The organism is Actinacidiphila alni, from assembly GCF_900112845.1.
Taxonomy (GTDB): Bacteria; Actinomycetota; Actinomycetes; order Streptomycetales; family Streptomycetaceae; genus Actinacidiphila; species Actinacidiphila alni.
Genome location: NZ_FONG01000019.1, coordinates 152288 through 174235 on the forward strand (window position 1 = coordinate 152288; position 21948 = coordinate 174235).

17 protein-coding genes are annotated in these 21948 nt (G+C 71.6%); 11 read left to right on the top strand and 6 right to left on the bottom strand.

Going from position 1 to position 21948, the window contains the following annotated elements:
* Positions 1-18 precede the first annotated feature (18 nt).
* Positions 19-1044 carry a GlxA family transcriptional regulator gene (locus BM076_RS27090; RefSeq protein WP_245796416.1) on the bottom strand — a complete coding sequence of 342 codons (1026 nt, stop codon included), beginning with the start codon at positions 1042-1044 and terminating at the stop codon, positions 19-21.
* 347 nt (positions 1045-1391) lie between these two features.
* On the opposite strand from BM076_RS27090, the gene BM076_RS27095 reads away from it, so the two are divergent.
* The 3 genes from BM076_RS27095 to BM076_RS27105 are packed head-to-tail and all read left to right on the top strand — an operon-like array spanning position 1392 to position 3382.
* The gene (locus tag BM076_RS27095) at positions 1392-1814 is read left to right on the top strand and encodes an RlpA-like double-psi beta-barrel domain-containing protein (RefSeq protein WP_093716323.1); all 423 of its coding nucleotides are present in this window, start codon (positions 1392-1394) and stop codon (positions 1812-1814) included.
* Between the two features lie 23 nt (positions 1815-1837).
* On the top strand, positions 1838-2467 hold the full coding sequence (locus BM076_RS27100) for a cell wall protein (RefSeq protein WP_093716324.1): 630 nt from the start codon (positions 1838-1840) through the stop codon (positions 2465-2467).
* A 9-nt stretch (positions 2468-2476) separates the two neighbouring features.
* Positions 2477-3382, top strand: a complete 906-nt coding sequence (locus BM076_RS27105) for a MauE/DoxX family redox-associated membrane protein (RefSeq protein WP_093716325.1) — start codon at positions 2477-2479, stop codon at positions 3380-3382.
* A 94-nt stretch (positions 3383-3476) separates the two neighbouring features.
* Here the strand turns inward: BM076_RS27105 and BM076_RS27110 are convergent, their stop codons facing one another.
* Entirely contained in the window at positions 3477-8063 is a 4587-nt protein-coding gene (locus BM076_RS27110) for an endo-alpha-N-acetylgalactosaminidase family protein (protein WP_093716326.1), read from the bottom strand.
* A gap of 140 nt (positions 8064-8203) precedes the next feature.
* A complete protein-coding gene (locus BM076_RS27115; RefSeq protein WP_093716327.1) occupies positions 8204-9232 on the bottom strand; it encodes a LacI family DNA-binding transcriptional regulator in 1029 nt (342 codons plus the stop codon).
* 155 nt (positions 9233-9387) lie between these two features.
* On the opposite strand from BM076_RS27115, the gene BM076_RS27120 reads away from it, so the two are divergent.
* Positions 9388-11223, top strand: coding sequence for a glycoside hydrolase family 35 protein (locus BM076_RS27120; protein ID WP_245796418.1), 1836 nt, complete (start codon positions 9388-9390; stop codon positions 11221-11223).
* Positions 11224-11421: 198 nt separating this feature from the next.
* Here BM076_RS27120 and ligD read toward each other — a convergent pair whose 3' ends face one another.
* Positions 11422-12450: a non-homologous end-joining DNA ligase gene (gene ligD / locus BM076_RS27125; RefSeq protein ID WP_093716328.1), complete on the bottom strand. Its 1029-nt coding sequence runs from the start codon at positions 12448-12450 to the stop codon at positions 11422-11424.
* Between the two features lie 77 nt (positions 12451-12527).
* On the opposite strand from ligD, the gene BM076_RS27130 reads away from it, so the two are divergent.
* Positions 12528-13589, top strand: coding sequence for an ATP-dependent DNA ligase (locus BM076_RS27130; RefSeq protein WP_093716329.1), 1062 nt, complete (start codon positions 12528-12530; stop codon positions 13587-13589).
* A 69-nt stretch (positions 13590-13658) separates the two neighbouring features.
* Here the strand turns inward: BM076_RS27130 and BM076_RS27135 are convergent, their stop codons facing one another.
* Both BM076_RS27135 and BM076_RS27140 read right to left on the bottom strand, forming a co-directional pair.
* Entirely contained in the window at positions 13659-14888 is a 1230-nt protein-coding gene (locus tag BM076_RS27135) for an extracellular solute-binding protein (RefSeq protein WP_093716330.1), read from the bottom strand.
* Positions 14889-15145: 257 nt separating this feature from the next.
* Positions 15146-15568 (bottom strand): YjbQ family protein, encoded by a 423-nt coding sequence (locus BM076_RS27140; protein WP_093716331.1) that lies wholly within the window; start codon positions 15566-15568, stop codon positions 15146-15148.
* 76 nt (positions 15569-15644) lie between these two features.
* On the opposite strand from BM076_RS27140, the gene BM076_RS38330 reads away from it, so the two are divergent.
* From BM076_RS38330 to BM076_RS27165, 6 genes are all read left to right on the top strand, one after another.
* On the top strand, positions 15645-15728 hold the full coding sequence (locus BM076_RS38330) for a putative leader peptide (RefSeq protein WP_360721400.1): 84 nt from the start codon (positions 15645-15647) through the stop codon (positions 15726-15728).
* Between the two features lie 155 nt (positions 15729-15883).
* Positions 15884-17089, top strand: a complete 1206-nt coding sequence (locus tag BM076_RS27145) for an LLM class flavin-dependent oxidoreductase (protein ID WP_093716332.1) — start codon at positions 15884-15886, stop codon at positions 17087-17089.
* A gap of 203 nt (positions 17090-17292) precedes the next feature.
* Complete coding sequence (locus BM076_RS36810) at positions 17293-18117, top strand: glycoside hydrolase family 3 N-terminal domain-containing protein (RefSeq protein WP_177246633.1); 825 nt, start codon at positions 17293-17295, stop codon at positions 18115-18117.
* A 79-nt stretch (positions 18118-18196) separates the two neighbouring features.
* Entirely contained in the window at positions 18197-19315 is a 1119-nt protein-coding gene (locus BM076_RS27155) for an NAD(P)-binding domain-containing protein (protein ID WP_093716334.1), read from the top strand.
* 413 nt (positions 19316-19728) lie between these two features.
* Positions 19729-20499 (top strand): (Fe-S)-binding protein, encoded by a 771-nt coding sequence (locus BM076_RS27160; RefSeq protein ID WP_093716335.1) that lies wholly within the window; start codon positions 19729-19731, stop codon positions 20497-20499.
* Positions 20496-21948 (top strand): lactate utilization protein B (locus tag BM076_RS27165; protein WP_093716336.1); only part of this gene is annotated, 1453 nt, incomplete at its 3' end. The genes BM076_RS27160 and BM076_RS27165, both read left to right, overlap by 4 nt.

Here is a 21948-nt window from a genome sequence, read left to right on the forward strand (position 1 = left end):
GGCGGGACGGTGCGATGGTCAGGCGGAGTGCGGGGCGAAGTGCCTGCGGTACTCCCCCGGTGTGACGCGGACGGTCCGCTTGAAGCTGCGGTGCAGGGTCTCGGCGGTGCCGAATCCGCAGGCCCGCGCGATCGCCTCCACCGTGCCGTCGGTGGACTCGATCAGCCGGCGGGCGGCCTCGATCCGGGCGCTCTCCACGTACGCGGCCGGGGTCCTGCCGACCTCGGCGCGGAAGACCCGGGTGAAGTTGCGTTCGCTCATGCCCGCGCGGGCGGCGAGCGCGGGGACCGCGAGGTCGCCGTTGAGATGATCGGCGATCCAGTCCAGGACGTCCCGCAGCGGTGGCCTGCCGGGGCGCTGGGCGGACAGTTGGGTGCTGAACTGGGCCTGCCCACCGGGCCGTTGCACGAACATCACCATCTGCCGGGCGATGGCGCGCGCGGTCGCGGCGCCGTGGTCGGCCTCGACCATGGCGAGCGCCAGGTCGATCCCGGCGGTGATGCCCGCCGACGTCCAGACCTCGCCGCCCGCGCCACCGTGTCCGTCGCCGGCGGCGCTGTCCCCGCCGGTGTCGCGGACGAAGATCGGGGCGGGGTCGACGGTGACGCCGGGGAATCGCTCGGCCAGTTCGGCGCAGCGCGACCAGTGGGTGACGGCGCGACGGCCCTCGAGCAGGCCGGCGGCCCCGAGCAGGAAGGCGCCGCTGCACACGGACGCGGTGCGTCGGGCACGTCGCGACGTACGGGCGAGCCAGTCGACGAAGTCGCGGTCCTCGCACGCCTCTTGGACTCCCTTGCCGCCGACCGCGATCAGCGCGTCCAGCGGCCCTGTGACCTCCTCGGGTGTGAGCGTCGGGCACACCGCGAGTCCGCCGCTCGACGCCACGGGGCCGGGCCGCGCGGCCACGGTCTCCACGACGACGGCGGGCCCGGCGTCCGTACCGCCCAGCAGCCGCCCGGCCTGTGTGAACACCTCGTGGGGCCCGGTCAGGTCGAGGATCTGGAAGCCCGGGAAGACGGCGAAGACGATACGGCGGCTGCTCACCCGTCCATCGTCCGCGCGGCGGGCCGATGGCGGCAAGGACACGCCTCTGACGATTTCCGCCATGCCACACCCGGGTGCCCGCGCCCGGCTCCGCGCCGCCCGCCCTCTGGCGGACGCGCGTAGAAGCGCGCATCATGGCCCTTGTTCCACCGTCACAGCCGACCCATGCGACTCCTCTCTTGTCATGGGCATGCAATTCCCTCGGCACCCCCGCGCACCACGCACAACCCCGCACACCCCGAACATCCCGATCACCCCACCGAGCACAGCACGTCGTCCGTGGCGCAGCCGGCGCGCGGATTGTCATGAGCAGGTCATATACCTGCGTGCGAGTGAAGGGAACCGACATGGCTTGCGGATCGACCAGCCTCTGGGCGGGTGAGACCACCTGGTTCTGCTGCGGCAGCGCCTGGGGTCCCTGCGGCAGCACCGGAACCGGCGCCTGCGGCACCTGCCAGTCCAACGCCCACCAGGCGGCCTGGCCCAACGCCTCCCAGGCGTGCTTCAACATCACCCGCCCCGACCTGTGCGGCGAGTCCATCGCCCGCCGCGGCTGCGGCTCGGTGATGAACGTCAAGCACCAGTGCTCCGGCGCGACCGTCTGCGTCACCGTCTCCGACTGCGGACCCCGGACGAAAAGCTTCTGCGGCGAGTCCACCTGCTGCAACGGCGCCTGCCGCACCAACCGGGTCATCGACCTGACCCCGGCCGCGTTTTCCGCGATCGGCAATCTCAGCTCCGGCAAGCTCCCCGTCTACATCTACGAGTGACCCCACACGGGAGGAGGACCGACATGAGCCACGACCACGAATCCGCGGGCCGCGGGCGGCTGGACCGCCGCCGCTTCCTCACCACGGCCGCGCTCGGCGGTGCCACGATCGTCGGCGCCACCGCGCTCGGCGGGATCGACGCGGACGCCGCCTTCGCCGCGCCGATGCCGTCGCTGGACCCGGCGATCTCCAAGTCGGCGTTCGCCGAGGGCCGGATCACCGCGATCAACGGCAGCGTGCTGGAGGTCGCCGGTTCCTACGGCGACCAGCACCTGATCCAGCTCACCAACGCCACCAGCGTGTGGAAGCTGCGCCCCACCACCGCCGAGGAGATCAAGGTCGGCGACGGCCTGTACGCGCGCGGCGTCGACATGCCCGACGGCACCATCGCGGCCGACGCGGTGTGGGTCAACATCGTCAATCTCTTCTGCACGGTCCAGGGCATCGCCAAGGACCGGCTGCATCTCACGCACGGCAACAACCATGCCGTCGTGGGCCGGATCGTCGCCGAGACGACCACCGCCTCGTATCTGGGCGGCGCGCTCACCTCGGACCTGTCGCGGGTGCGGATCGGCCAGTCGGCCCAGGTGCTCGGCGCCTGGCGGCCGGACGACGACACCGTCGACATCGCCCGCGTGACCGTCGGCCACTGAGGGGGCGCGATGATCTCCGTCCTCACGAGTCTCGCGCCGCTGCTGTGCGGCGGACTGCTCGCCGTGACCGGCGCCGCCAAGCTGTTCGGCCGCAGGACCGCCCAACTGGCCGCCAACACCGTGCTGGTGCGGGTGCTCGGCAACGGTCACCGGGCCACCGCCGCGCTGCGGACGGTCGGCGCGGCCGAGGTGCTGATCGCGGCGGCGCTGCTGGCCGCGCCCGAGGCAGCCGCGCCGGGCGTCGCGACCGCCCTGCTCGGCGCGGGCTTCACCGGTTATCTGGCCTATGCGCGGGCGACGGCGCCCGAGTCCTCCTGCGGGTGCAGCGCCCGCGACGAGGGGCCGATCGGCTGGCGGTCCTTCACCCGGGCCGGGCTCGTCGTGCTCGGCGGCCTCGCGGCCGTGGCCGCCGACCGTACGTGGTGGTCGCGGATCGACGGGGATCCGCTGCCGTCGGCCGTCGTCGTGGTCGTGGCGGCGGCCGTGCTGCTCGCGCTCTCCTCCGACCTCGACCAGCGGTGGCTGGTGCCGTTGCGCAAGCTCCGGCTGCGGCTGTTCGGCACACCGCTCGGCCGTCCGCCGCGCGGCGGTGACGCGCGGGTGCCGGTCGCCGCGTCGGTGGAGCTGCTGGAGAATTCGCTCGCCTGGCAGGCGGCGTCCCCCGTCGTCCGCTCGGCCCTGCTGGACCACTGGGACGACGAGGGCTGGCGCATCCTGCGCTTCACCGGCGTCTACGAGGACAAGCGCGGCGCCCGGCCGGTCAACGTGCTCTTCGCCCTCGACCTGACCGCGACCATCGACAACGCGCCGGCGCCCGCCGTCCGGGTCTCGGTCGTCGACGACATTACCGAGGAGCCGATCGACGTCGGACACCTCACACCCGTCCTGCGCCCGGTGCTCCCGCTGGCCGGCTGACACCCCCGTCTGTCCCCGGCGGTCTGATCCCCCCACGGGCGGGGCCCGCCCTCCGCACCCGGATCCCCGGTGCGGAGGGCGGGCCCCCGTGACGTCAGCGCGCCGGATCCGGCGGATAGCCCACCGGCGCGTCGGCGTACGTTCCGTAGGCGCGCATCTCGGCCGCCGCCGCGAACGGCAGACCGTTGAGCGCGTTCAGCGCGGTGAAGCGGACGTAGGAGGCGCGGACCGTGCCGAAGGAGATCGCCTGCACCGACGGGGAGTCGACCAGGGTGCCGTGGGCGACGGTCGTCCAGGTCGTGCCGTCGTCGGAGACGGCGACCTCATAGCCGCCCACCCGGCCGTTGGGCCCGCCGGTCTGGCGGTCGAGGTAGCCGAATCCGTCGAGGTCGGCCGGGCCGCCCAGCTTGAGCGTCACCCAGTGCGGGTAGGGCGCCTCGGAATCGGTGTAGTCGGTGTGCCAGATGGTGCCGGGGTCGCCGTCCAGGACGTTGGAGACCGGGCCTTCCGCCGCGCCGGAGGAGAGATTCTCCGAATCGGCGGTGGCCGTCATCGAGCCCGGCGAGAGCACCGCGCGAGTGGCGACGGTCGCCTTGGCGTCGGCGGAGACCGACTTGGCGGCGCCGCCGTTGGTGTAGCCGGCCGTGACCTTCCACGAGGCCGACGTCCCGGCGGCGCCCGCGGGCGCCGTCAGCAGCCAGGTGGTGCTCACCGACGCGCCGGGCCTCACCGTCGCGAAGCTGTTGCCGTGCTCGCTCTTGACCGTCGCCGTCCACCCGGCGGGCAGACCGTCGAGGTGCTGGACGACATCGGTGGCGTCCGTCAGCTCGCTGTTGGTGAAGGTCGTCACGTACTCGCTCGCCACCCCGGGGCTCAGCTCCGCGGTCGGCGGCGTCGTCACGCTCGCGCACGCCGGTCCCGCCGGGGCCGGGCCCAGGTCGGTGACCGTGAAGTCGTCCAGCACGAAGTCGGTGCCATTGGCGCCGCCGAGCTTGCGCAGCCCCACCCAGGTGTCGCCGCAGCCCGCGACGATCTCCTTGGAGTAGGTGGTCGTGTCGAGCGCGGGCGCGAGCACGTCGCGCGTCACGTCCCGCGAGGTGACCTTGCCGCCACCGACGACATCGGCGCCGGTCACCCACGCCCACTGACCCTCGACATTGGTCTGGTAGCGGAAGGACACCGCGTAACGGTGGCCCGCCACGAAGGGCACGGTGGCCGGCACCGTCCGGTACACCAGGCCCGAATTCTCCTCGTGGGCCTTCAGCGAGTGGTCGCCGCCGATGACGTCGTCCACCGCCTGGCCCTTGAGGGAACCGGAGTTGTAGGGCGCGTAGGTGTTCTTCCAGGTCTTCTGGCTGTACGGCGCGTGCAGGTCGCTGATGCTGGTGCGCGGGTCGGTGCTGCCGCCCGCGTCGCCCTTGACGAAGGGGCCCCAGCCGGGCTGATTGCCCTCGAAGTCGTCGGCGGCGATCACGGTGCCCGTTCCCTTGGGTGCCTTCTTCGGCAGCGGCACCTTCGCGTCGGCCATGAGGCGGACGTCGTCGAGGGTGACGGCCGCGCTGCCCGCGGCGGCGCCGATGGCGACGGTCACCTTGCCGTTGCTCGGCGCGGTGAAGGTCACCGACGCGCGCTGCGAGTACGTGCCCTGCTTGGCGTCGGAGGCCATCGTGTTGGCGGCGGGCGTGGTGTCGAAGCTGTTCGCCGCGGGCTGCTTGGCACCGGTGACGGCGAGCGTGGTGGTGCGCCGCTGCCCCTTGGCGATCTCGACGTTGGCGCTCAGGGTGTAGGTCTTTCCGCCCTTGAGCCCCTTGACCTGCTGGGAGATACCGGAGGCCGCGGTGCCGAGGCGGGCGACATTGTCGCCGATGGCCGTGCGGGTGACGGCCGCGCCGCCGGTCGGGTGCCAGGCGGTGAGGTCGCCCGCGTTGAAGCCGGGGTCGTCCAGCCCGGTGCCCTGCCCGAAGTCGACGTCGGTGTGCGGCGCCCTGCCGTGCCGGGGCGCGAGCACGTACGGCTGGTTCTTGTCGCCGCTGATGGTGACCTTGCCGCCCGTGGCGGTGATGTCGGCGGCCTTCACCCGGCCCTGGTCGGTCAGCCTGTAGAGCGTGAAGTCGCGCTCACCGCCGAACTGCCGGGTCAGGTCGAAGGTGTGCGCTCCGCCGGAGGCGCTGAAGTAGTACATCTTGTCGGCGTCGCCCGGCGAGGACGTGCCGTTGCCGTGCTTGGCCTCGCCCCACGGCAGCAGATAGCTGTCGCCGTTCAGGACGAGCGCGCCGCCCATGGTGACCTGCCGGGTGCCGTCGGCCATCGCGACCCGGACGCCGCCGGTGAGGTCCGCGCTCTTGCCGAAGTCCCAGTTCGTCAGCTGGTAGTGCTGGAGGAATTTGGTCGGCAGATTGTCGGTCCAGATGTTCCGGTAGAAGGCGTTGTAGTCGTCCTGGCCGGTCCAGCCCTCGAACTCCTTGATGTCGGAGCCGCCGAGCAGCGGGTCGACGTTCCACACGTCGCGGTCGGAGTTGGCGATGAAGCGGACGATGTTGGAGTTGATGCCCTTGTTGGTGGCGCCGCCGTAGTTCTTGTCGCTCGCCCAGTGCGACCAGATGGAGTCGCCCTCGAATTTGTAGGCCCACTCGCTGGCGACCTCGAAGCCCATCTTGTGCAGCTGGTCGGCCAGTTCGTCGGCGAGCCAGCCGCTGGAGTAGTAGGCGTCGATGTAGACGGTCCTGATGCCGGGCGCTTCCTTGCGCAGCTCCTTGAACCGGTCGAGGACGGCGCCGCTGCCGAGGTCGGTGCGCTGGTCGATGTGGTACGACTGGTTGAGCCAGTCCCAGCCGTTGACCTGGCCCTGGACGAGGCCGGAGCTGAAGTGCTTCGCCTGCGGGTACGCCTCGGTCACATTGACGTGGACGGCGATGTCGGAGTTGTAGTCCGCGCCCACCGAGGCGAGCTTGTTGAGGTCGGTGAGGCCGCCGGCCCGTACGTTGTAGTCGCCGCCGTAGTCCGGGTGCCCCGAGTCGTGGCCCTCGTTGGCGTAGCCCTTCTCCAGCACCCACTGCCCGAGGTCGTCGGTGGCCAGTGAGATCCGCTTGACGTTGTCGAGGGTCTTCAGGAACGGGTTGGTGGCCTGGCTGGCGAAGTTGAACGGGATGTGCTGCACGACGCGTTCGGGTACCCGGTCGGCGCCGAGCGGGTGCGTCATCGCGGCGCGGTAGGCGATCGCGCCGTCCTCCCATGTCACCTTTCCGTCGCCGTTGGCGTCGCCCGACAGCACGACGGTGGTCTTCGGCAGCGTGTACGTGGCGACCCGCCGGTCGGTCGCGCCCTTGGGCGCGTAGGTGTAGTTGCCGACGGACAGTTCGGCGCGGCGGGCGCCGCCGCCGGCGTCCACGATCCGCGACTGGAGCCGGGTGTTGCCGTTGTCGTTGTTGTCCTGCGCGGCGTCGTCGGTCGCGTCGGTGATCAGACCGCCGGCGAGCGTGGAATTGCTGACGAAGCCGTACGGGGTGCCGACGGACGCCTTGTCGGGCGTGGCCGCCGCGCTGATCGTCAGGAACTGGTCGGCGGTGGTCGTGGAGTCCGTGGAGATCTTCGTGCGGGCCAGGCTCGCGTGCGGGTCGGAGGAGTCGACGGACAGCAGCGACTGGCCGGGGACCGAGAGCTGGTCGACGCTGCGGGCGGCGCTGCCGGTGATCTTCCGGATCGCGAAGACGACGGTCTTCTTGGCGGTGACCTCGATCGTGGAGCTGATCGTGACGCCGGGCAGGTCCGCGAAGGTCGAGGTGTAGGTGGCGGTGTCGCGGTGCGCGGACATCGTCGTGGTCGCGGTGTGCGCCGTGCCGTTGATGTCGAAGGTGTGCAGGGCTTCGGCCTGGCCCGTGAGCGTGCCGCCGTTCATCGTGTACGAGATGACCTGCGGGAATTCCTTGGCGACCCGCACCGTGAGCGCGCCGTGCCGCAGTTCGACCGGGGTGGCGGGGTCGGCCGGGGGCGGCGGGTCGACGGGGGCGGGGGTGGTGTCACCGGTGGCGCGGACCCGTATCTCGGAGGCGGAGGCGTTGTCGGTGCCGTTGACGGCGCTGTCGGCCTCGAACTTCACATAGCGGCCGGTGACCGGCTTGTCGAAGACGACGGTCTGCACATCGGCGTTGGCGGCCGGCTGGTGGAAGGAGCCGGTCGCGGCCGGGGCGCCCCAGTCGCCCTTGGGGTCGCGGGCGGTGGCCGCGTCGTCGGTGACGAACACCCGGTAGTCCTTGACCGGGCCGTTGGCCTGGTTCTTCACCGAGTAGTCGAGGCCGGTGAGGGTGAAGGAGCCGCCGACGTCGAGGGTGATCCAGTGCGGCATCGGGGTCTTGGCGACACCGACGCCGCCGACCACGTCGTAGGCGACCGTCCACTGCGTCGCCGTGTCGTTGTCGAACGCGGCGAGTGCCGTACCGTCCAGGGCCGGCGGCGCGGGGTAGGCGGGCGACTCGGAGTCGGCCTGGACCAGGGTGTACTGGGCCGGGTCGATCGGGGTGCCGGCGTCGGCGGCCGTGGCGGCCGACGCGATGTGCGGCGCGGCTGCGAGGGCGGGGGTGACGCCGACCGACAGCAGGGCGAGTGAGGCGAGCAGCGCGGCGGCGGTCGCGGACCGCTGCCGCCGCCTTCCGCGCCGGGGTGATCGGGGCGAGCGCGAGGTCATTGCTGTACCACCTAGGGCCTTGGAGAGCCGGGAGTGGTGGAGACTGTAGCGGCGATGGCATCGATAACACCAGGGCCCTACGTCGTGGTGTGGACCGCGTGATAGCGGCCGACAAGCGAGATGTACGGGATCGCCGCCGGTCAGCGGCGGGCGGGCGCGGTGCTGGCGCGGACCACGAGGGTGGGCTCCACCGAGGCCGGCTCGGGTGACGCGTCCGGGTCCGCGATGTACCGCATGAGGTGCGACACCGCGAGCGCGCCCATCTCGGCGAAGGGCTGCGCGACCGTGGTCAGCGACGGCGAGCAGTATTCGGCGAGCGCGATGTCGTCCACGCCGACGACGGAGATGTCCTCGGGCACCCGGCGGCCCAGTTCGTGCAGGGCCCGGATCACGCCGAACGCCATTTCGTCACTGGCCACGAACACGGCGGTGACGTCCGGGATCCGGCCCAGGATCAGGCCGTTGCGGTAGCCGGAGGCGGGCGACCAGTCGCCCTTGAGCTCCGGCGGGACCGTACGGCCCTCGGCCTCGAGCACCGCGCGCCAGCCCTGCGCCCGGCTGGCGGCGTCCAGCCACTCGCCGGGCCCCGCGACGTGCCAGACCGTCTCGTGCCCGAGGTCCAGCAGGTGCCGGGTGGCCAGCCGCGCAGCGAGCGACTGGTCGACGGCCACCACCTCGGTGGTCGGGGTGCGGGAGCCGTCGATGGTGATGGTGGGCACCGCGCGGGTCAGCTGCTCGATCTGCCGGCTGACATGGATGAGCGGGACGGCCAGCACCAGCCCCTCGACGTGCTGGTCGGCCAGCCGCAGCATCGACGCCTCGATGGCGGAGGTGTCCAGCGACGCGGTGGTGGCGGTGGAGACCGCGTATCCGGCTTCCTGGGCGGCGCGTTCGATGCCCAGGGTCAGGGCGGTGCGCGAGTAGAAGCTGGTCTGGAGCGTGACCACACCGATGGTGCGGCTGCGGCCGGAGGACAGCATCCGTGCCGCGTTGTTCTTGCGGTAGCCGAGCTGGTCGACGGCGGCGAGCACCTTGGCGCGGGTCTTCTCCTGCACATTGGGGTGTCCGGCCAGCGCCCGCGAGACGGTCTGTGCGGAGACCCCGGCGACCCGGGCGACATCGGCCATGCCGGGCGGACGGGAGGCGTCGCGCACGCTCTGGTTCTTCATGGGTCCCTTCCGGCCGGTCAGCTGCCGCCGATGATAGCGGTCGCACCCGCCCAAAGGGGACGGTCCGAGACCCGCACGACGATCGCCGGGTGCCCCCGTATCACCGCCGGCCCGAGCATTGGCATCGATAACATTGTGTGCCACAGTTCGGTGCTGTGACCCTGACGAGCACCACCGCACCTGCGGACGGCACCGGCCGGCCCGCGCCCCTGCTGTCGTACGCGGACGGCTCCTTTCTGCGTGGCGGCCGACCGCACCGCGTCCTGGCCGGGTCGCTGCACTACTTCCGGGTCCATCCCGAGCTGTGGGCCGACCGTCTCCAGCGCCTGGCGGCGATGGGGCTCAACACCGTCGACACGTATGTGCCGTGGAATTTCCACCAGCCGCTGCGCGCGGAGCCGCGCTTCGACGGCCCCCGCGACCTCGGGCGCTTTCTCGCGCTCGCCCAGGACACCGGCCTCGACGTGATCGTGCGGCCCGGCCCGTACATCTGCGCCGAGTGGGACAACGGCGGTCTGCCCGCCTGGCTGACCGGCATGCCCGGTATGCGCCCGCGCTCCTCGCACCGGCCGTTCCTGGACGAAGTGGCGCGCTGGTTCGACGTGTTGCTGCCCCGGCTCGCCCCGCTCCAGGCCGCGCACGGCGGGCCGGTCGTCGCGGTGCAGGTGGAGAACGAGTACGGCAGTTACGGCGACGACCACGCGTATGTGGCGTGGGTGCGGGAGGCGCTGCGGCGGCGGGGCATCACCGAACTGCTCTACACCGCCGACGGACCCACCGAGCTGATGCTCGACGGCGGCACCCTGCCCGGCACGCTGACCACCGCGACCTTCGGCTCCCGGGCGGCGGACGCGGCGGCGCTGCTGCGCTCGCGCAGGCCGGACGAGCCGTTCATGTGCGCCGAGTTCTGGAACGGCTGGTTCGACCACTGGGGCGAGCGGCACCATGTCCGCGGTGTCGACAGCGCGGCGCAGACACTCGGCGAGATCCTGGACGCGGGCGGCTCGGTGAGCATCTACATGGCGCACGGCGGCAGCAATTCCGGTCTGTGGGCGGGCGCCAACCACGACGGCGACCGGCTCCAGCCGACGGTGACCAGCTACGACTCGGACGCGCCGATCGCCGAACACGGCGCGCCCACACCGAAGTTCTTCGCGCTGCGCGACCGGCTGCTCGCGGCGGACGGCCGCGACGCCTCCCGCGTACGGCCGCTGCCCGCGGCCGCGCCGATGCTCGCGCCCCGGTCGCTTCGGGTGGTCAGGGGTGCCGGGCTGCTCGGCGCGCTGACCGCGATGGCGCCGCCGGTCGCCTCGCCGCATCCGCCGACCTTCGAGGAGCTGGAGCAGCCGTCCGGCCTGGTGCTGTACCGAGCGCGGCCCCGACTGCCGCGCGGGCCGCAGGAGTTGACCGTCACCGGGCTGCACGACCGGGCTCAGGTGTTCCTCGACGGTGTGCCTGCGGGCGTGCTCGACCGGGAGGACGGCGTGCTGACCGTCCAGGGCGAGGGCGCGCCCGTCGGGCTCGATCTGCTGGTGGAGAACCAGGGCCGGATCAATTACGGTCCGCTGCTCGGCCAGGGCAAGGGCATCCTCGGCGGGGTCCGTGTCGAGCGCCGCCTGGTGCACACCTGGACCGCGCACGGCCTGCCGCTGGACCTGTGGTCCGCCGCGGACGTCGCCCGTGCGCCGTCCCGCGCCGCGCCCTCCGGCGAGGCGGGTTTCGCGACGGCGGGCTTCACCGTCGACTCCCCCGCCGACACGTTCCTCGCCCTCCCCGGCTTCGCCAAGGGCTTCGTCTGGGTCAACGGCTCCCTGCTCGGCCGTTATTGGGAGATCGGCCCGCAGGTCACGCTGTATGTGCCCGCCCCGCTGCTGGCCGCCGGCGACAACACCGTCACCGTGCTGGAGCTGGAGCGCTTCGGCGAGCGGATCGAGCTGCGCGACCGGCCGGAGCTGGGGCCGACCGAGGAGTACGTGGAGACCTTCGACTGAGCCGCGGCTGCTTTCCCCGGGCTAGGGCGTGTCCGCGATGTCGCGGCGTCCGCCCGCAGGGCGGGGCCGACGGTGTCTGGTGCGTGCGATCGCAAGGCGGAGGGTCGTCCTCGTAGTGGGCCTACTCGGACGAGCCCGACAACGCAGCGAGCGTGCGTGCCAGGCGCCGCCGGCCAGGCGCGACATTGCGGACACGCCCTAGGCGTCCTCGCCGGCCGCCGTCTCCTTCTTCGCGCGGCTGGGCTGCACCCGCTTCGGCTCGCCCGCCATCTTGGGGTGCTCCGGCGGGTAGGGCAGGTCTCCGAGGCCGTGCTCGCGCTCGTCGCGGTCGGCGAGTTCCAGCGCGGCCTCCAGCCGGAAGGCGTGCTCGTCCATGTCGGCGTGCACATCGCCGACCTCGGCGTAGCGCCCGGGCATGGTGCCCAGGTCGAAGTCCTCGGGGACCGCGCTGCCCACCTCGTCCCAGCGCAGCGGCGCGGAGACGGGTGCGTGCGGGAAGGGCCGTACGGAGTAGGCGCTGGCGATCGTGCGGTCGCGGGCGGTCTGGTTGTAGTCGACGAAGATCCGCTCGCCGCGCTCCTCCTTCCACCAGGCGGTGGTGATCCGGTCCGGCTCCCGCCGTTCCAGCTCGCGCCCGATGGCGATGGCCGCGCGCCGCACCTGGGTGAAGGTCCACTCGGGGGCGATGGGCACGAAGACGTGCAGGCCGCGTCCGCCGGAGGTCTTCGGCCAGCCCGTCAGGCCGAGCCCGTCCAGGACCTCGCGCAGCACCTGCGCCGCGTGCACCGCGTCGGCGTAGTCGGTGCCCGGCTGCGGGTCGAGGTCGATGCGCAGCTCGTCGGGGCTGTCGGTGTCGGCGCGCCGCACCGGCCAGGGGTGGAAGGTGAAGGTGCCGAGATTCGCCGCCCACAGCACGGCAGCGGTCTCGGTGGGGCAGATCTCGTCGGCGTAGCGGCCGCTGGGGAAGGCGATCCGCGCGGTCGGGATCCAGTCGGGCAGATTCTTCGGCGCCCGCTTCTGGAAGAAGGAGTCGCCCTCCACGCCGTGGATGTAGCGCTCCAGGGTGGTCGGCCGGTCGCGGACCGCGCGCAGGATGCCGTCGCCGACGGTCAGGTAGTAGGTGACCAGGTCGGCCTTGGTGAATCCGCGCCGCGGGAAGTACACCTTGTCCGGATGGGACACCCGCACGACCCGCTCGCCGACGGTCAGTTCCAGCGTCTCGGCCATGCGTCCACGCTAGGCCGTACGGACCGGCGCCGCCCGTCGGCGGGCGCGCCGGGCCCGGGCCGAGCACAATTTGCCGCATGGACCTTCCGGTGATGCCCCCTGTGCGGCCGATGCTGGCGAAGTCCGCAGCCGCCGTCCCGCCCGGCATGCTCTACGAGGCCAAGTGGGACGGTTTCCGCGCGATCGTCTTCCGCGACGGCGACGAGATCGAGCTGGGCAGCCGCTCGGGCAAGCCGCTGACCCGGTACTTCCCCGAGGTGGTCGCGGCGCTGCGGGAGCGGATCCCGCAGCGCTGCGTCCTGGACGGCGAGATCGTCATCGCGCGGGACGGCCGGCTGGACTTCGACGCGCTGCTGGAACGTATTCACCCGGCCGATTCGCGGGTGCGCCATCTGGCGGAGGTGACGCCCGCGTCCTTCGTGGCCTTCGACCTGCTGGCGCTGGGGGACGCCTCGCTGCTCGACGTGCCGCAGCGCGAGCGGCGGGAGGCGCTGGTGGCGGCGCTGCGCGGGGCGGGCGCCCCGGTGCACACGGCGCCGGCGACGCTGGACATCGAGACGGCCAAGGAGTGGTTCGGCCGGTTCGAGGGCGCGGGTCTGGACGGCGTCGTCGCCAAACCCCTCGATCTGCCGTACCGGCCGAACGAACGCGTCATGGTCAAGGTCAAGCACGAGCGCACCGCGGACTGCGTGCTGGCCGGGATGCGGCTGCACAAGAGCGGCCCGGTGGTGGGTTCGCTGCTGCTCGGCCTGTACGACGCCGACGGGCGTCTGCAGCACGTCGGCGTCTGCGCGTCCTTCCCGATGCGGCGCCGCGAGGAGCTGATGACGGAGCTGGCGCCGCTGCGGATGGACTCCGTCGAGGGCCACCCGTGGCAGGAGTGGACCAGCCAGGAGGCGCAGGCCGAGGGGCGGCTGCCCGGCGGCCCGAGCCGGTGGACGGGCAAGAAGGATCTTTCGTGGCTCCCGCTGCGCCCCGAGCGGGTGGTCGAGGTGGCCTACGACCACATGCAGGGCGACCGGTTCCGGCACACCGCGCAGTTCCGCCGCTGGCGGCCGGACCGCGAGCCCGACGGCTGCACGTACGCGCAGTTGGAGGAGCCGGTGGGCTACGACCTGGCGGAGGTCCTCGGGGCGTGACCCGTGACCGGGGTCGGCGCCGGTGGCCGGATCAGTGCCGGTAACCGCGCTCAGTGCCGGTAACCGCGCTCAGTGCTGCTTGTCGCGCATCTGGGCGTCACGCTGGAGGCCGACGAGTATCGCCTTCGGATCGCCGTGCACGGCCTGCCCTATGGCCTTCTTGAGCGCGGCGCTGACCGGACCCCAGGACGGTTTGTCGACCGGATAGAAGGCCGCGTCCGACAGCAGGTCCAGGAAGGGAACCAGATCGCGGTACTCCGGATTGGTGCGCACCGCTTCGGCGACTTCCACGGTGACCGGGAGCAGCTTGTACTCCTGTTGGAATTTCAACAAATTCGCTTCGCTGTATATGTACTGCAGGAACTTGGCGTCCGCGTCGCGGTGGCCGTTCTGCCGGAACGCCATCATCCAGTCGGCGTTGGCGAGCGCCTGCGAGCTGGGACCCGTCTTGCCGGGCAGCGGCACCACTCCGACGTCGATACCGGCCGCCTTCGCCGAGGGAAGCAGCGTCAGATGGCCGTCGAGCATGCCGGTCCGGCCGGCGAGGAAGTCGCTGAAAGCGTCGCTGACACTGGTCTTCGCCGGGTCCTTGGGCCCGACGAGCCCGGGTTCGACGAGATTCTTCTTCAGCCAGCTGAAGGCGTCCACATTGCGCACCGAGTCCAGGCTGTAGGAGCCGACGCTGTCGGTGTAGCCGCCGTCGTCCCCGAGCATCCACATCATCGTCTCGGCCTCGGCCTCCTGCGGGCCGAGCGGCAGTCCCACCGGGACCTTGACGCCGTTGTCCTTGAGCTTGACCGCGTCCCGCCGCACGTCGTCCCAGCTCTCCGGGGCGTGCTTGATCCCCGCCTGGGCGAAGAGCTTCTTGTTGTAGAAGAACATGCGGGTGGAGGCGACCCACGGGATGCCGTACTGGACCCGGTCCACGGAACCGGCGTCGACCAGCGACGGGATGAACGCCGACTGCATGCTGATCGGGAACAGGTCGTCCGCGCTGTACAGGTCGTTGTCCGCGATGAAGGGACTGTAGGAGTCCAGCTGTGCGAGGTCGGGCGCCCTGCCGTCCCTGACCATGGTCGCGACCTCGGTGTCCGCGCTCACCACAGGTACGAACTGCACATCGATCGTGATGTGCGGATTCCGCTCCTCGAAGGAACGGGCCAGGCTGTTCCAGGTCTGGGCCACCGGACTCGCGGTCTTCAAGCCGCTGTAGTCGGTGGCGACCACGTGCAAGGTGATGTCCTTGTTCGACGGCGAGGTGGTGCCGCACCCGCCGAGTGTGGACACCGCCAGTGCCATCGAGCCGCCGAACGCCGCTAAGCCCAGGAATCGTCGCCGCCGCACCGCGTTTTACCGCCCTCGTATATTACTTGCCCCGTATTAGCGCCCTGAGTTTTCACCATTACCTGACCAAAGGTCAACACCCCAGGTGAGGGCGGCACAACAACGAGCGACGGCGCCTCGGAATCATCTCGTATACGAGAAACCGCACCCCTCATATCCACCTTTTACGGCGGATATGAGTGGTGCGGACGATACTTCTCGGGAAATTCCGGTCAGCCCAGAAAGCTCAGTCTGACCTGCCGGTGCGGATTGTCGACGTTGGTGTCCACCAGGACGACCGACTGCCAGGTGCCCAGCTCCAGCCGGCCGGCCAGCACCGGCAGTGTGGCGTGCGGCGGCACGAAGGCGGGAAGCACGTGGTCACGGCCGTGACCGCGGCTGCCGTGCCGGTGCCGCCAGCGGTCGTCGGCGGGGAGCAGGTCGCGCAGCGCGGCGAGCAGGTCGTCGTCGCTGCCCGCGCCGGTCTCGATGACGGCGACTCCGGCGGTGGCGTGCGGGACGAAGACGTTGAGCAGCCCGTCACGGCCCGCGGCGGCCTCGCGCAGGAAGGACGCGCAGGCGTCCGTCAGGTCGTGGACGGTCTCGGTGGAGCCGGTGGCGATGTCGAGGACACGTGAGGTGAGGTGGTCGGCCATACGTCCATGGTCACTCACCATCCGCGACGTGAGACGGCATTGACCGTCCGGCGGACGCGTGGCTACCGTCGCCGGTATGCCGCGACCCTGTCTGCTCACCTCGCGTGGTCACATCGACCTGCTGCGGGTGGCCTCGGCCGCGTGTTGCCGCGGCCGCTGACGGCTTCGCGCCGCGTCCTCCCGCTCCGCTGACCCCTCGCGCCCTTCCTCGCAGCTTTCTCAGCGATTGCTCCCTTTTCGTGCGGTGTTCCCGCCCCGCTTCGTGCGGTGTTCCCGCCCCGCGCCCTTCTGCGCCTACCGAAAGGCGTCCGACCGATGTCCGTACATCTGCACTGGTTCCTCCCCACCGGCGGCGACGGCCGCACCCTGGTCGACCGGCACGCCTACACCGACGGCGGGGTGAAGCGCTCCCGGATCACCCCGGTCTCCGGCATCCGCGCGCCCGACATCGAATACCTGGCCCAGATCGCCCGCGCCGCCGACCAGTTGGGCTTCGAGGGCGTGCTCACGCCGACCGGCACCTGGTGCGAGGACGCGTGGCTGACGACGCTGGCGCTGACCCAGCACACCGAGCGGCTGAAGTTCCTGGTCGCCTTCCGGCCCGGGGTGATCTCGCCGGTGCTCGCGGCCCAGATGGCGGCCACGTACCAGCGGATCAGCCGGGGGCGGCTGCTGCTCAATGTGGTGACCGGCGGCGACTCCACGGAACAGAAGCGGTACGGCGACCGCCTGGACCACGACAGCCGCTACGCCCGCACCGCGGAATTCCTCTCGGTGGTGCGCGGGGTGTGGGAGGGCAAGCCGTTCGACTTCGAGGGCGAGCACTTCCAGGTGGCGGGCGGTCTGGTGGCGCTGCCGCCGGAACCGCGCCCCGAGATCTTCTTCGGCGGTTCGTCGCCGGCCGCGGGTCCGGTCGCCGCCCGGCACGCCGATGTGTATCTGACCTGGGGCGAACCGCCGGAGCAGGTACGGAAGAAGATCGAGTGGATCCGCTCGCTCGCGGAGGCTGAGGGCAGGACCGTACGGTTCGGCATCCGGCTGCACGTGATCGCGCGGGACTCGGCGGGCGAGGCGTGGACGACGGCGGAGCGGCTGCTCGCCGACCTCGACGAGGACACCGTGGCAGCCGCGCAGCAGGCGCTCGGCCGCAGCGAATCGGTGGGCCAGCAGCGGATGCTGGCGCTGCACGGCGGGCAGCGGGACAAGCTGGAGATCTCGCCGAATCTGTGGGCGGGCGTCGGGCTGGTGCGCGGCGGCGCCGGTACGGCCCTGGTGGGCAGTCACGCGGATGTCGCCGACCGGATCGAGGAGTATCACGCGCTGGGCATCGACCACTTCATCCTGTCCGGCTATCCGCACCTGGAGGAGGCGTACTGGTTCGGCGAGGGCGTGATGCCGGAGCTGGCGGCGCGCGGCCTGCTGGAGGCGCGGACGTCGCCGTTGGCCGGTGTGCCCGCGGCCAACGGGCGTCCGCCGTCCGCTCCCGGCGGGGCGCCGCTGCTGCTGTCCGGCGGTCGCTGAGGCTCGGGCCGGAGCGGCGGGGACGGCGGGGCCGGTCGGTCCGTGACCGATCGGCCCCGACCAGGCCGGGCCTGGCCCGGCCTGGCGGGCGCCGCCCGACGCCCGCCGGACCACGGGTGATTGCCCGGCCGGGGCATTGGTCTGTACCATTCACCGGGCCTCGGGATATCTCCCACTGTCGCTCCCCGAAGGGGGACCACCGCGTGAACGCGTCGCACCGGCTCGCCGTGCTCGTCGACTCGTGCCTGCTGCCCGCCGTCGACAGCGCGGACGGGAGACTCCCCGACTGGATCCTGCGCGGCCTGGAACGCGGCACCCCGGGTGTGGCCGTGCACGCCAGGGGCGAGGCGGCCCGCACCGCGTCCGAGACGCTGCGCGCGTCGGTCCCCGACGCGCTCACCGGACACCCGGGCCCGCACCGGCCGGGCGGCGGCAACGCCGCGGCGGCCGAACTCGTGGAAGCGGGCGCCAATCTCCATCTGGCCGTACGCCCGGGCGTGCGCGCCGACGAGACCCGGGTCTTCGTGACCGACCTCCAGACGCATGGAGTGGCCGCCGCCCTGGGGCCGTTCACCGGCACCGGCAGCCTGCGGCCGTTCGCCGAGGGCGCCGCGGCGGGGGTCCGCGCGATCACCGCGGGGCACTCCCCCGTCCCCGGCGACGGCGGCCTGCCCGCCACCCTCAGCGGCCCCGCCGTCACCGGCATCCTGCGCGGCGAACTCGGCTACGGCGGTGTCGTGGTCAGCGACACCCTGGACGCGCCGTCGATCGTGGACGGCTGGGGCGTACCGGGCGCCGCCGTGCTCGCCTGGATCGCCGGGGTCGACCTCGTCCGCCTCGGCCCGGCCAGCGGTGCGGGCGTGCACACCGCCATCCATACGGCGGCGGCCCGCGCGGTCACCGACGGCGATCTGCCGCTCGCCCGGCTGGAGGAGGCGGCCGAGCGGGTCGCCCGGCTGCGGCGCTGGGCGTCGGAGCCGCGGATGCCCGCCGCGCCCGAGCGGGTCAGCCACTCGTCGGCGAGCTGAGCGGCGGGACCCCGGGCGATCCTTGGTACGCCGTCCCAGGGAAGGGAAGCTTTCACCCCTGGCCGCCGTTCGTACAGACATGAACGACTTGGGTGCGGTGCGGGACGTGGAGACGGCCGTGATCGGCGCGGGCCAGGCGGGTCTGTCCGCCGCATATTTCCTGCGCCGCGCCGGAATGCGGGCCGGTACGGACTTCGTCGTCCTCGACCACTCCCCCGGCGCCGGCGGCGCCTGGCAGTTCCGCTGGTCGTCGCTCACCTACGGCAAGGCGCACCGCGTGCACGAACTGCCGGGCATGCCGCTGGGCGACGCCGATCCCGACCGGCCGTCCGCCGAGGTGGTCGGCGAGTACTTCGCGCGCTACGAGCGTGCCTTCGATCTGCGGGTGCGGCGGCCCGTGGACGTCACCGCCGTACGGGAGGGGACCGGCGGCCGGCTGCGGGTGGAGACCGACGCGGGTGTGTGGTCGGCGCGGACGCTGATCAATGCGACGGGCACCTGGGACCGGCCGTTCCTGCCGTACTACCCGGGCCAGGAGACCTTCCTGGGACGGCAGTTGCACACCGCCGACTACCGCGGGTCCGCCGAATTCGCCGGAAAGCACGTCCTGGTGGTGGGCGGCGGCACATCGGCGGTGCAACTGCTGATGGAGCTGGCGGAGGTCGCCCGCACCACCTGGCTGACCCGGCGTCCGCCGGTCTTCCGCAGCACACCCTTCACGGAGGAGTGGGGCCGGTCGGCGGTCGCGCTGGTGGAGGAGCGGGTCCGGCAGGGACTGCCGCCGCAGAGCGTCGTCAGTGTGACGGGCCTCGCCGCGACCGACGCGATCCGCGCGGCGCAGGAGCGCGGCATCCTGCGGCCCGAGCCGGTCTTCGACCGGATCACTCCGCACGGCGTCGCCTGGGCGGACGGCCGCACCCTGAACGCCGACGTCATCCTGTGGGCGACGGGCTTCCGCGCGGCCCTGGACCACCTGGCGCCGTTGAAGCTGCGCGAGCCCGGTGGCGGCGTCCGGCTCGACGGCACCCGGGTGGCGAAGGACCCGCGGATCCACCTGGTGGGATACGGCCCGTCGGCGAGCACCATCGGCGCCAACCGGGCCGGGCGCAGCGCCGTCCGCGAGGTCCGCGCGTATCTCGCCGGCGTCGACCGAACAGCCGAACCCACGAGCGAGCGTTCGCTCGAACGCGTGCACTGAACGCGAGTCGCCCCATGGGGCCCACGAGACGGGTGATGCTTACCGAACGCGAGCGGCGGACTTCGGAACGTCATCGCGGCTCCGGCCGAAGTCCCTTTCCGTGCCGGAGAGTTGGTCCCACACTCACATGCACAGCGCAAGGAGATACACCCCATGAACGTAGTCACCAGCCTGCTCGCCGGAGTCCTCCACTTCCTCGGCTGGCTGATCTGACCGACCGCGTACGCGAGCGCCGTCCCTCCCCGTCCCGGGAGGGGCGGCGCTCCGCGTTGCGGCGGCCGCGTCCGGCTTTCGGCGCGTGAGCCGACAAGAAACATCGGATGTCTTCTTCCCCGCGTCACGCCGTTGCGGCAGTATGACGCCATGGGTCATCGTCAGTCGCAGGTACGCCCGCCGCACAGCGCGGAGGTGCCATGCGCGTAGCTCTGTTTGTGACATGCGTGAACGATCTGCTGTACCCGGACACGGGCCGGGCGGTCGTCGCGCTGCTGGAGCGGCTGGGCGTCGAGGTCGACTTCCCGATGGAGCAGTCCTGTTGCGGGCAGGCGCACTTCAACACCGGTTACCGGCACGAGACCGAGCCGCTGGTCCGCAGGTACGCCGCCGCGTTCGCCGAATACGACCATGTGGTCACGCCGTCCGGTTCGTGCGCCGCCATGGTGCGGGACAACTACCCGCGGATCGCCGCGAAGGCGGCGGCGGAAGGCCGCGACCGCGGGCTCACGGAGGCAGCCGCCGCCTCCGTGCCGAAGACGTACGAGTTGACCGAATTCCTGGTGGACGTACTGGGGGTGACGGACGTGGGCGCGTACTTCCCGCACACCGTCACCTACCACCCCTCCTGCCACGGCCTGCGGATGCTGGGGCTCGGCGACAGGCCGCGCCGGCTGCTGGAGGCCGTACGGGGGCTGGAGCTGCGGGAGTTGGAGGGCGCGGAGGAGTGCTGCGGCTTCGGCGGCACCTTCGCCGTGAAGAACCCCGACGTATCCGTTGCCATGGGTGAGGACAAGGTGCGGCACGCCGAGGACACGGGAGCCGAGGTGCTGTGCGGCGCGGACAACTCCTGCCTGATGCACCTGGGCGGACTGCTACGGCGGGAAGGCTCCGGCCTGCGCGCCGTGCACCTCGCGGAGATCCTCGCGTCGACCGAAGAACGCCCCTACCGGCCAGGAGTGGTCCGATGAGTGGTACGTATCTGGGTCTGCCGTCGTTCCCGAAGGCCGCCGCGGCCTCCACCAAGGACACCCAACTCCGCGCGAACCTCACCCACGCCACGCATACGATCCGCGACAAGCGGGCCAAGGCGATCGGCGAACTCGAGGACTGGCCGCAACTACGGGCCGCCGGCGCCGCGGTCAAGGACCACACCCTGCGCCACCTCGACCACTACCTCCTCCAACTGGAGGCCAGCGTCACCGCCGCCGGCGGCACCGTCCACTGGGCCACCGACGCCGACGACGCCAACCACATCGTCACCCAGCTCATCCGTGCCACCGGCGAAACCGACGTCGTCAAAGTCAAATCCATGGCCACCCAGGAAATCGGCCTCAACACCGCCCTCGCCCAGGCCGGGATCACCGCCTACGAGACCGACCTCGCCGAACTCATCGTCCAGCTCGGAGACGACCAGCCCTCCCACATCCTCGTCCCCGCCATCCACAAAAACCGCCACCAGATCCGCGACATCTTCCGCGCCAACATGGCCGACTGGGGCCGCCCCGCCCCCGAACAACTCTCCGACACCCCCGCAGACCTCGCCGAAGCCGCCCGCCTCCACCTCCGCGAAAAATTCCTCCGCGCCAAGGTCGCCGTCTCCGGCGCCAACTTCATGATCGCCGACACCGGCACCCTCGTCGTCGTCGAATCCGAAGGCAACGGACGCATGTGCCTCACCCTGCCCGACACCCTCATCTCGGTCGTGGGCATCGAAAAGGTCATCCCCACCTTCCAAGACCTGGAAATCTTCCTCCAGACCCTCCCCCGCTCCTCCACCGCGGAGCGCATGAACCCCTACACCACCCTGTTCACCGGCACCACACCCGGCGACGGCCCCACCACCTTCCACCTCGTCCTGCTCGACAACGGACGCACCGACACCCTCGCCGACACCACCGGCCGCCACGCCCTGCGCTGCATCCGCTGCTCCGCCTGCCTCAACGTCTGCCCCGTCTACGAACGCGCCGGCGGCCACGCCTACGGCTCCGCCTACCCCGGCCCCATCGGCGCCATCCTCACCCCCCAACTCCGAGGCACCCAAACAGAACTCGACGCCTCACTCCCCTACGCCTCCACCCTCTGCGGCGCCTGCTACACCGTCTGCCCCGTCGCCATCAACATCCCCGAAATCCTCACCCACCTCCGCGAACGCACCACCCAAGGCGGACCCACCACCACCAACGGCAAAAAAGTCACGATCAAACCCGCACGCGGCCACACCACCGAACGCGCCGCCATGCGCGCCGCCCGCTGGACACTCGACCACCCCACCCTCATGAAGCAGGCCCAGAACCTCGCCACCCGCACCCGACACCTCCACCCCACCCGACTCCCCGGACCCGGCAAAAACTGGACCCACACCCGCGACCTCCCCACCCTCCCCACCCACACCTTCCGCGACTGGTGGAAGAACAACC